Genomic DNA, 11,371 nt, shown 5'->3' with positions numbered 1-11,371 from the left:
TTCTCCATCTCTATTAACCTCTCTTTCTACGTTTAAAACGAGGGCGATTATTCACCCTCTGTACCTGAATTTGTTATATCTTCTACTTTCTTATTAACAATATCTAGTCCTTTGATTAGGAATGTTGGTACATTAGCTCCCATAGCAACTACATTTTCCAAGATGCTGCGTAACTCATTAATCAAATATGTAGCCAACGTGAAATACCCAAACAGTACTACAAAGCCTAAATCAATACCTATCATGTTACCCATGTCTTGGAAAACCATAGAAACAAAAAAGGCAATGCAAATCACCACCCAATACCAAACTTTCTTAAAGATTCCCTTTGCGCCAACTGCGGAGCTTTCATTTTTCAAGTAGTATTTTGCTTTGATAAAGCCAGTAGTATAATCTATGATATTGGCTACTAAAAATCCAAGGAATAGAAACCAGTATCTCCCTAATAGCGCAGCTCCAATCGCTGCAATTGCTCCATAAATTAAATTTGTAGTGTTTTGCAATTCTGTTAATTTTGTCATAGTCCTTTACCTCTTTCTTAGTTGTTTTCTTCAACAATCTGCTGCATTTCCGCTTCGGTTATCCAGTTCTTTTTTTACTGCTTTTTGTAGTATTATTTCGCCCTTTTCCTTGCCTTGTGCTTTGTATATTCTTGTTAAGGTGTAAACCATATTATTTCACCTCCAGACCGTTTATTAATAATGTGTCAATAGTTTCTTCTAGGTGCTTAAGCTTTTTAGCTGTAATATCAATATCCTTAAAGGTTAACGTAGTAATCATCTTGCTTTCTCCTGTCTCCTCATCCGTTTCGGTTACTATCTCCGCTTTAGATAGTGTTTTATCTTTGTAGATAGCGCATAATGCCCCTGCTTCATTTAGATAGCTGATTTGACTTAAGTTATCATCTGTAAGTTTTGTATACAGCGTTGCAAAATCAGATATACTATTTAATACGCATTTATATTGATTTTCTGTAGAACCATCTAAAATATATATCTCATCTGAATTTTTAAATTTAATTCTTTCCATATTTATTCCTTTCTTTACATAAAAATAAGCTTGATCAGCTAGTTAATTTATTACATATTCAATTATTTTTACCATTACTAAATATCAGTTTAATTTGATACATAATTTACAGACAATATATAAGTTTCATTTACTGCAAAAGAACCAAACAATGTCAATCCTCCACCTGCCGTCACTTCACATAAATATACTCCACCCAAAGAACTATTTGTGGCTATACCTGTCGTAGTACCTGAAATTGGTGTAGGTAAAGAGGATGCTACGCTGTAATTGGTACTCGCTGTTGTAAATTTTACCGAAATGCTAACTGAAACTCGTTTACCTTGTTTGACGTAACCGCCGCTTAATCTCGTTACATTTGCTCCAACGGTTGGGATTATTACTGTATTATTGTCCAAATTATCAGTTATCGTTGTAATCTTATCATCTAATATTTTACCTTGTGTTGCATCTAATGCATTACCTGCTACCGTTGTAGAAAGATTGGCTACGACACTTGTTTTGTCTAGCTTGTTATTTTTTAGATACCAAAACTTACTCTTAAATTCTGCCGTAAAATTTATTGGTTCTTCTGAGGTTGTGAATATATTTGTTGTGCCCTCATAGCTATTCATTATATATGATGATGTATTGTTGCTAATAACAAGTGCGCTGTCTGCCTTGTACTCTTTGTTTTTATTACATACAACTACCATAAATTTGTAATTATCTGTAGTAGTTCCTGTTGCTCCAACAATATGCATCATGCACAAATCTGTGTTGTAATTTAAAGAAAACTCAACTTCTTTTAATGTCTCAGAATTAGTCTCTGCTACATTAACAAAAAGACTTGATGATGGATTTCTAACCCAGTACTGAAATGTTATACTTCCACTTATCGAACCACTTAATTGTATTATTTTAAAAATATAATCACCACTATTTAAAGTAGCCGATGTCGGAAACTGTCTTGAAGCATTATCATAATTGCCATTTATTACTACGATTTGATGTTCTGCGCTGACCGATATTGAAGCCGCTCCTGTAATCGCGTAATCGTCCAATCCTGCCACATTGTACTGCGCATTATTTTCCGATATAACATTAAAATCACTTATACTTGTGTCTATGTCTGAAATAATCACGGATGAATCGTTTGAAGTATCATAAGTAATACTTGCGCCTGTTGCTGTATATTCTGTATCTTTAAATTTATTTAGAAACTTTTTAAATGCTGATTTAACATATGTAAATAAATTTTCAAGCGTTGTACCTGAAACGATGTTTGATAAAATTTCCATGAATGAAAAACTGTTTTCTTCCGGTTCGTCAAACGCTATCGGCATTTCAGACGTAATGTCCCATTGTTTTTCCCATTTCGCATTTGACTCACTTGGCTCTGAATTAGTATTTTGATTTAAGCATCTCCAATAAACATAATCGTGAATTACTAAATCATTAAGCACATATGTTATCTGGTCGCTCCAATTTCTGCGAGGTGTCAATCCTAGTCCGATTCCAGCAATTCCCTCTCTTGTTATATTTGCGAAGTAATCTTCATTTGTTGGATAAATGTATGAGTTTGCTGGTACTGGATTAACAGCAATATACCCTCTTGTAATTCCATCACCTAGATTATAAGAAACAATATTTCCTACCGAATAAGCTTTATTTAATACAAATTGTCCGTTATCAGCTAGGAATACTGTAAGTGATTGAATTATCGCATTAATTCTATCAGTAACGTCTTGTGACCAATCAACAGTATTTGAATCATACCAAGCTGTAAACTGGCTAGAACAACTAGCTTTGAAGTTAACCAAATATGCATCAAATTGCGAAACAAAACTAATATTTTCATTATTCATACCTGTTTCAAATAAAGTCTTTTGCTCATTAAAATATGTCTGAAATTCGGCTGCCAAATCTCCAGAACTCGTTTCAATAAATCCCATTATTGTATTCATGTTTCTACATATAGTATTAATATCTTTTGCCCCGATAAATGTACCTGTCTTAGTGTAGACAGTGACATCAACTAAGCTGATACTTCCATCTGCATTGTTTACAATCATATATTTTCTAACTTGGTTCACAGAGGTATTTAGTACATCATCCTGATAATCTGTTTTTAACATTTCAAATGCCATAATTAGAAGCGCTCCTTTCTACCCAAATAAAAAGCAAGCCTTCGCCTGCTATTGTGTTGAGCTGTTATTGTGTTGTAAATTCTTAGACATGCACTTTCGATACGGTTTAAATCTGCAAAGCCAATGAAAGGAGTATTGTCATAGTACAAAATTCTTGTACCGATACTGAATTGATTGGTATAGGTCTTTGCCATGATAGTATCAAGATTAGAGGTTATCATGTTTATTTCGTCCGCATATGGATAATCTTCATAATTTTTATCTTCTCCCATAGTAGATAACGAAAACTCAGGATAAAGTTCAATGGTCATGGTCTTAAGTTCATCTATGTTATTCTTTATCCGGTTGTAATCTTCTATATTAAAGTAATCGCCTGTGTATGTTCCCTCTATATCATAAGATTCATTCCAGTCTAACTTAGGTTCTATCCATGCCATATCACTCCACCCTCTTTCTAGTTACTAAACTACCACTTAAAGCACCGCCATTATTGCTTAGTGTCGATTCTTCTACTACAACTCTCATATTATCTTCATATTTATTTTCCTGATAAATAATATCCGTGATATTAATTGCTGGCTCACCTCTATACGATATTTCATACTCTCTATCGGATGTGAAATATTCCCCAAGCCATTCTAGTACGTCTGCAGCATGTCCTTGGCTATCAATGAGGGGATTGCTCCATTCTTTTGTAATTCCCCGATTATTTAACTGTTTTGATAATTTTAGAGTTGTTATATTGTATTTGTACCCCTCTACAACTAATCGGAGTTTTGTAGTTTGAGTTAATCCACTGAATCGGCATTTTACATAATAAGCACCAGTTTCTATGATGCTTACACCTCCACTCGTCGCATCCACTAAGCGAATAGAAATGTTATAAACTGGACTGGTAAAGTAAAAAGTTCTCTCTAAATCATCAAGATAAACATCAACATCCTCATTAACAAATTGTTCCAAAGTAGAGGATTTTCCGTATATATTTTGTGAAATATACAATGTTTTTACCTTTTCCAATTTGTTAGCCTTTGGAGTGCTCAGCATATCATTGTAGGTAATGTGATAGTCAGTTAAGTCACCAAAATGAAAATTATTTAAATGAATTCTGTTAAACGGCTCTTGGGTACCAACAAACTCAATTGAAATCTTATCAAATTCTTGGAAATCGTAATTCAATATGTAGCTTGTATCAATATCCTTTGTAATTGTGATAGATTCGACTATATTATCATATAAGTACGTTCTTACAATAAATCCACTTGGCAATGAGCCACCAAAGGTCAACTGGATTCCATAAGTCTTAAAAGAAGCTTCAAGAGATCTTGTGATAACTGGATTGCTTTCAAACTCTCCGTTTTCATCACTCACAAACGAACTAATGTATCCAGTATTAATACTTGATTGCAGATTTCGAGGAATAAAATACTGCTGACTGCCAACCTTGGTAAAATTCTGCGTATATTCCGCATATTCTTGCTTTACAGTTTCATTAAGCGTATTCGCTACATTACTATATGAAGTTTCTCCATTACTAATAATTGAGCTATCGGGTATAAATGAGGACTTTAACTGTATTTGTCCATCACGATTTACACTTAAGACACAGCGTCCCGCATTTGCAATAATCTGCAAAGCTTCTTTGTGTGTCACATTTGGAAGTGGATTTCTGACAGTTACTTTTTTTAAATATGGATCTATGTACCTATTCTTCTCTTCCACTGCTCCATCATTAAGAACTAAAACAGCCAACGCATACAAAGTAATGCCATTCGTGTAGTACTGTCCTTTATAATAATTATCGTCAAGCTCTCTTAGCAAATCCTGCGCCTTAATTGTAGCCGTTTGGTCGTCAGATTCCCACGCCGAAACCTTGAGCGTTGCTGTCTTTATCCATTCAACTGTGCCATCTTCCAGTTCATAGCCAAAGTAAATTGTCATATCTTGATTCTCTTCAAGAAAATTAATCAAGCTGGCAGGATTATCTACGTTGAACTCCATATCCCTATTATTTATCGTTACTGAAAAATCTGATTGGTAAATGCTATCTGATATTGCCGAACCATAATTATTTAGCTTACTTGACATAATATGATTGTTATTAAATGCAAGTCCAATACCAAATTGAATACTATAAATTCTTACTCGATTATATGTAAACCGCATTTTACTAACTGTAATAATCAAATACTTAGTATCTTCAAAAATAAAATCAGTCTCAAAACTGCCTGTGTCATTATTGGTTATGATGCAGGTATCTCCTGTTTCTCCATTGATTTTGAAATCAATAGGATAATTTTCTCCGAAGTCAATTGTTGCTCCTTTAATTTCAAGGGGATCTATTGTATTAAAGTCAATTCTTATAACTACATTTGAGCTAACAGGCATTGCACTTGTAATCAGACCATTCTTGTATCTTTGTGAAGCTGTACGAGGAATAAAATACTGCTGACCATTTACTTTTGTAAAGTTATTTTCCAATGTCGCATACTGAAAACTATCATTAACATTATTGAATAGCTTCGAGAAATCTGAATAATTAGTGTAGGGTGATTTATCTTTTATGTATGCACTTCTTTGAGCATCTTGATTAATCAATCCCAATGAAACAATTTGATATGTGCGATTTCTATATTCCTGTTTCATCTGCTCCTTATAATCTTTACTTGCTCTATGCATACTAAGTTACCACGCTTTCTATAATCCACAGTCAATAATATTTACTGCACAATCTTTATATTTTACTGGTCTTCCTGAATCGTCAATTTCAAGCACATCTGCCGTTCGGTCACCTGGATACATCTTGATTGTTACCCAATCATTTGCAGCCATGTCCCAAATAGTAGCGATTACAAAAAATCCGCTGAACTCTTGCAACATAGATGCCCATGTGGTGGCATCAAGAACTGGCCATGTCAATGAGTCAACTTTGTTTTGGTCACGTCCTATTTTTTGTCCTACTACAACACCATTTGCATTTCTGCCAGCATCAACTAAAGTACTAATAACCAGTTTTGGAAATCTTGCCGGAGCTGGAAACTGCTTTCCGTTTATTGTTATAAAAGCCATATGTATTACCACCACCTTATGAATAAAGAAAACCCCTCGATTTCGAGGGGTATAGATTATGTCGCAAAGCTAAAACCATTAGACTTTTTAACACTTTCTAATTCTTCATTGACCTTACGTCCATTCAAACTTACGTTTGTATCTTTAGCTAAGATTCGTCTTAAAAGTTCATTTTGTTCTCTTAATAAATCATCACTTGTACCGCCACTTGAAGCATTTTTCATACCCTGTACTACTGCGTTTGTGATAGCTGTTGTAATTTGGTCGTTGTTGGCTACTGCAGATTTATTTCCGATTCGTCCAACCATTTCAGGACCATTTTCTCTTGCGATAAATGCTTCGCCCATATTCGGGAAGCCACCATCCTTATAAAAACTTATATTTGGAATTGGAATATCAATATCAAGACCAAAAAATGATTTTGTACTGGTAGACCAATTAATATGAAATGTTGGTAACTTTGCAGACTTAAGACCATTAATAAAGTTTGTTACTATTTTCTTACCCTCGTTGTACATATTACTAAATGGACTTATAATTTTTGAAGGCAGACCATTCAACCATTCTTTAAAATTGCTCCAATTATCATTCCATCCTTTTTTTATACCTGAAACAATATCTGTTCCCTTGTTTACAAATTTAGATTTCAAATCTCCAAACCATGAAACTACATTTTCTTTTCTGTCAGATAACCATCCCGAAAAACTGCTAGATAGATTATCCCATCCCTTTTTAATACCATTAATAATGTCATTACCCTTAGAAATGAAACTGTTATAAAAGGAACCAAACCAAGATACTACTTTTTCACGCATTTGACTTAACCATGTAGCAAATCCACTTGACAAGTCATTCCAACCTTTTTTTATTCCATTAATAATGTCATTTCCCTTTGTAACAAAGCTATTCCAGTAACTGCCGAAATTCGTTACAACTGATTCTCTTTTTTGACCTAGCCAAATGGCGAATCCAACAGATAAATTATTCCACCCATCTTTAATACCATTTATAATGTCATTACCTTTTGTAACAAACAAGGTCTTTATATTTCCAAATGCATCTACCGCTTTTTGAGGTAAACCACCAACAAACGTTGCAAATCCTGTCCATGCATTTTCAATACCTGATAACAATCCTGCGATAATATAACCGCCAATTTCTGCAAATGCTGTTGACGGTGAGTGAATCCCCAAAGCGTCTTTGAATCCCTGAACAAATCCATCTATAAAATCTGATATAGAACTCATAAATGAATCAATTGCACCCTTTATACCGCTCCACAATCCTTGAATTATGTTCTTCCCGAACTCAAGGAAATTCTCTGGTAAATTGATAAAGAAGCTTAAAATCGAATCCACAACCACAGGGAAATTTGTTTTAACAGTTTCAACAAGGCTAGATGCAAATGCAACAAACGATGTTATTGTGCTAGTAAACCACTTTCCAATTCGTGCAGGCATTTCCGCAAAGAATGAAACAACATTATTTATAACTTGCGGCACTTTTGTTGCGACAGTTTTGATTAATTCTGCTACCCATTTGACCACTGTTCCAGTTGCAAATCCTAAGGCATACCCCAATTTGCTAGGTAGACTCTTAAAAAAATCCGCAATCTGTCCTGGAAGTTTTTGAAAAAATGGAATAACGCTATTCTTCCACCAGTTCGGAACTTTTTTTGTCCAAAATTCCTTGATTTCATCCCAGTGCGTAGCCGTGTAAACAATTGCCGCCACTGCGGCTACAACTGTTGCAACTATTGCTGCTCCTCCAGCCACGATTGCTGCTGACCCAGCAAGTCCAAACGCACTCCCCAAAGAAGCGGCCAAACTTGTAAATGCAGTGGGAAGCGTAACTGTAAAAAATGTAGTAATTGGAGTGAGTATAAGTGTTTTAAATAAAGCAGGTAAAGACGCTCCGCTCAATGCCATATCCGTTTGTAGAGTAGCAAACGGTGTGAATCCTGATAATAATTTTCCTACACCTAGCATTTTGGCAATGTTAATTAAAAATCCACCTATAGCGCCGCCAACAGCTAAAAGAGCATCTTTAAATATTAAAAATCCAGTTGCAATCTTTGAGCCTGCAACAACTTTAGCCAATGACTCTATGCCAATTGCTATTGTCCCAATTGTTTTAAAACCTATCAAAGCAGTTGCGATTATACCAAGCGCATATCCTATTTTCTCAGCCTGCTCAGGGCTAATTTTTTTCAATGCTCCTGCAATTCCATTTAATCCACCAGGGACAACCGCATTGATGAAGTCAGCGCCAAAAGATAAAAGATCCGAAAAGAATCGAATCAACCCCTCCCCGACTTTTTCTGCAAATGGCTCTAGTGCCTGCCAAAAGTTTTTTAAAGCAGAATTAATTGCACTCCAATTTATCTTAAGTAAAAAGTTGTTAATAGCATCAATAAACATTGGCAATCCCACGCCTAACGTCCACTTTCCGATAGGTACAAGAAACTCATTCCAAAAATCTTCTAAAGCTTTCCATGTGAAATTAGCAAGTAACGATAACCCCTCATCCCAAAGTTTTTTTACTGCCAATCTTGTAGGTTCAGCAATGTCGTAAATTTTTTTAAAAGCTGCCTGAATCTTATCTGCTATATCTTCAGCTTTACTTTCCATGTTAGCAAATGCTTCATCCCAAATAGCTTGATACTCAGCAAGTGCGGCCGTAATTGCATCATCAAGTACTCCATATCCGCTGCTTGTCCCTGTCGTTCCCGAGTTACTACCGGAATCAGATGTTGTGTCTTGAGTTGCTATATTCAATTCATCGATGCTTGTTGTAATATTTTTAAGTTTCTCAGCTTGCTTTGTCGCATCTGTGAGTCCGTCTGTTAAATCATCTGTAGAGTCACTTGCATCTTCAATATCTAAAGCCGAATCTCCTATAGAGCTTGACAATCCTGTAATATCAATACCCATTAATCCGCTTATCCATGTAAATAATCTTCTAAGTGCAATAACGAGTCCATTTATGTATGGTAGTATTTTTGCAACAATAGGTAGAAACATATTTCCGATAATACGTGCTAAATTAGAAAAGTTTTGTTTTAAAACTCTTAACTGATTTGCAGGTTGATTTATCGTATTTGCAATATCGCCCATGGCAACCTTAGACTGATCTAAGATAGCCAATAATCTTAATTGAACTTTTGCAGCTTGGCTCATCTCTGAAACAGCATCAGAAATTCCATATTTTAACGCATATGTTTCTAAGGTTGTTTGTGATATGTCAATACCTAGTTCACGAACTGGTCTGATTTGTCCGGTCAAAGCAGATGCAAACTTATTCATTGCTGTGTCCATGTCAATATTTTTCAAGGATGACCAGTCAGCACCTAACATTGTCAACGCATTTGATACATTAATGGTAGTATCTTCCAGCAGACCCATAGAATCAGTCATTTGCGCAAATGTAGCTTGGTAATTTAAAATTTCATTAACATCTAAACTAAGGTTTTTAATGTCTAGTTCTGTCGTTGTTCCATCTTTATTAACCTGAAATCCTGTCATTTTGGAAGTCAGATCAGTCATTCTGTTCCGAAATGAATCATAATAAGCTTGTGCCGAATCGTATCCACTTTGCTTCCAGCTTGAAATTGCATCATTGCCGATTTTGTCTACGGTTACATCAAAATAATTTAGAGTCTCAATATAATCCATAGAACTTTCAACAATTTTCATAAACGCTCTTACTGCTCTTACAAGTAACCAATACTTTGCGTATAACGTTCCAATTGCTGCCGCCAAACTTAGTGTGCTTTTTGTTGCCCTATTTGAATAATTAACATATCCATTTAAGCTACTTCTAATACTATTTGTAGCGCTATCAACTCTTGAACCTTGATTTGTTAACCTAGACAAAGCTTCTGTCAATCGAATCAAGTTATTGGAAACTCTAGGTGTCCTAGACAGTTGCGTCATCATATCATTTAATGCTGTTGAAAGCCTTGGAATATTAGCAATCGCATTAGTTACTGACTTGTTTCCAAGCTTGGAAATGTTTTTGGATAATTCCCCAATCTTCACGGCGTTTGAAGACACATTCCCTACATTATTAAACGCTCTGCTTATTTGACTCATGGCGCTCGCGGCATTGTTTAAGTTTGCAGTGTTTATGTTTCCTAGTTTAGTTATATTGCTTGCAAGTCTGGTGAAATCCGAAGTCTTAACATTGTTCATAGACTGCATAGATGTTGATAGTCTTTGAACTCCATTAGCAAGGCCTGTCAGTCCAGAAGCGTTGATTCCGCTCAATGCGCCTGATACACTATTAAGTTTTGAAATAAGCTTATCTAATTGCTGGCTCGCCTTTGTCGCTTGTGCTTCGACCGCAACCTCAAGTCTATCTACTTCTGCCATTGAGTATCACCAACTTTCTTTAATTACTGGCGCTCAATGGCACTCATTTATTTTTGTTTTCAAATTTCTTATTAAAGACTTCTGCAAATGCTTCAAATTTCTTAGCTGCTATTTCTGCTCTAAGTTCATTTGAAACATTTCCATCTTGTTCAAGATTTTTATAGGAGTATGGCTGCGTTGGATATTTAGCTTTTTTATTAAAGCACGAGTTAACTGCTTCCATAAAATATCTTCCTTGAAACCAAGATGCGTAATCAATCTTGTTAAAATCATCTTTTCTTTCATTAATAAAAACCTCTTGGTAAATATCCATTTTCACAGGATTTAGACTCCAAAAGGTTTCATATGATATGCCATATTTGATTGCTGCTGGAAGCCAAATTTTATTTATGGCATCCTTAAAGCTGTTAATTGTTATTGTTCCTGATCCTGTTCCTTGTCCAGACTCTTCACATTCGCTTTCTTCTTCTCCCCTAAATCGAGGAGTTTTCTGAAAAAAGCTGATTCCTCCATAGCTTTCATAAAAGTTTCTGTGATTTCCTCAAAAGTTCCTCCACCTAGCACATGTTGCTCACAAATACGCTCCGATTCCTCTCTGTCGCACCCCACAACAATAGCGACAAATCCAGTAATTAGAGAAAAAGATTTATTTTTTCTTATAATATCGTCAAGACTAAATCCCATATCTTCTAATTTAGTCATGTGCTTAAATCCCAGCTCTGGAACGGTGTAATTTTTGTTATTAATTCTTACTCGCATAATCTAAGTCCC

At 35.2% G+C, this 11,371-nt stretch carries 9 protein-coding genes; all 9 read right to left on the bottom strand.

From position 1 onward, the window contains the following. Window positions 1-47: 47 nt before the first annotated feature. The 9 genes from C8E03_RS15200 to C8E03_RS15160 all read right to left on the bottom strand — a co-directional run bounded on the left by C8E03_RS15200 (window position 48) and on the right by C8E03_RS15160 (window position 11,359). On the bottom strand, window positions 48-521 hold the full coding sequence (locus C8E03_RS15200; RefSeq protein WP_110291470.1) for a phage holin family protein: 474 nt from the start codon (window positions 519-521) through the stop codon (window positions 48-50). Window positions 522-672: 151 nt separating this feature from the next. Further along, window positions 673-1,029: a hypothetical protein gene (locus tag C8E03_RS15195; RefSeq protein WP_110291469.1), complete on the bottom strand. Its 357-nt coding sequence runs from the start codon at window positions 1,027-1,029 to the stop codon at window positions 673-675. 89 nt (window positions 1,030-1,118) lie between these two features. Further along, window positions 1,119-3,158 (bottom strand): hypothetical protein, encoded by a 2,040-nt coding sequence (locus C8E03_RS15190; RefSeq protein ID WP_110291468.1) that lies wholly within the window; start codon window positions 3,156-3,158, stop codon window positions 1,119-1,121. A gap of 2 nt (window positions 3,159-3,160) precedes the next feature. Beyond that, window positions 3,161-3,595 carry a hypothetical protein gene (locus C8E03_RS15185; RefSeq protein ID WP_242993577.1) on the bottom strand — a complete coding sequence of 145 codons (435 nt, stop codon included), beginning with the start codon at window positions 3,593-3,595 and terminating at the stop codon, window positions 3,161-3,163. Between the two features lies 1 nt (window position 3,596). Continuing rightward, window positions 3,597-5,837, bottom strand: coding sequence for a hypothetical protein (locus C8E03_RS15180; protein ID WP_110291466.1), 2,241 nt, complete (start codon window positions 5,835-5,837; stop codon window positions 3,597-3,599). Between the two features lie 18 nt (window positions 5,838-5,855). After that, on the bottom strand, window positions 5,856-6,227 hold the full coding sequence (locus tag C8E03_RS15175) for a hypothetical protein (RefSeq protein WP_110291464.1): 372 nt from the start codon (window positions 6,225-6,227) through the stop codon (window positions 5,856-5,858). Between the two features lie 56 nt (window positions 6,228-6,283). Further along, the gene (locus tag C8E03_RS15170) at window positions 6,284-10,600 is read right to left on the bottom strand and encodes a hypothetical protein (protein WP_110291462.1); all 4,317 of its coding nucleotides are present in this window, start codon (window positions 10,598-10,600) and stop codon (window positions 6,284-6,286) included. Window positions 10,601-10,643: 43 nt separating this feature from the next. Beyond that, complete coding sequence (locus C8E03_RS15165) at window positions 10,644-10,919, bottom strand: hypothetical protein (RefSeq protein ID WP_110291460.1); 276 nt, start codon at window positions 10,917-10,919, stop codon at window positions 10,644-10,646. 95 nt (window positions 10,920-11,014) lie between these two features. After that, window positions 11,015-11,359 carry a hypothetical protein gene (locus tag C8E03_RS15160; protein ID WP_110291459.1) on the bottom strand — a complete coding sequence of 115 codons (345 nt, stop codon included), beginning with the start codon at window positions 11,357-11,359 and terminating at the stop codon, window positions 11,015-11,017. Between the last annotated feature and the right edge of the window lie 12 nt (window positions 11,360-11,371).

Origin of the sequence: Lachnotalea glycerini (genome assembly GCF_003201285.1) — a bacterium.
Classification (GTDB): Bacteria; Bacillota; Clostridia; order Lachnospirales; family Lachnospiraceae; genus Lachnotalea; species Lachnotalea glycerini.
This window is presented reverse-complemented; position numbering and strand designations above follow the sequence as displayed.

What these genes read in the sequence shown, in the direction of transcription:
- C8E03_RS15170 (WP_110291462.1), bottom strand. Translation starts at nt 10,600, where the DNA reads ATGGCAGAAGTAGATAGACTTGAGGTTGCGGTCGAAGCACAAGCGACA.
- C8E03_RS15190 (WP_110291468.1), bottom strand. Translation starts at nt 3,158, where the DNA reads ATGGCATTTGAAATGTTAAAAACAGATTATCAGGATGATGTACTAAAT.
- C8E03_RS15200 (WP_110291470.1), bottom strand. Translation starts at nt 521, where the DNA reads ATGACAAAATTAACAGAATTGCAAAACACTACAAATTTAATTTATGGA.
- C8E03_RS15180 (WP_110291466.1), bottom strand. Translation starts at nt 5,837, where the DNA reads ATGCATAGAGCAAGTAAAGATTATAAGGAGCAGATGAAACAGGAATAT.
- C8E03_RS15195 (WP_110291469.1), bottom strand. Translation starts at nt 1,029, where the DNA reads ATGGAAAGAATTAAATTTAAAAATTCAGATGAGATATATATTTTAGAT.
- C8E03_RS15175 (WP_110291464.1), bottom strand. Translation starts at nt 6,227, where the DNA reads ATGGCTTTTATAACAATAAACGGAAAGCAGTTTCCAGCTCCGGCAAGA.
- C8E03_RS15185 (WP_242993577.1), bottom strand. Translation starts at nt 3,595, where the DNA reads ATGGCATGGATAGAACCTAAGTTAGACTGGAATGAATCTTATGATATA.
- C8E03_RS15160 (WP_110291459.1), bottom strand. Translation starts at nt 11,359, where the DNA reads ATGCGAGTAAGAATTAATAACAAAAATTACACCGTTCCAGAGCTGGGA.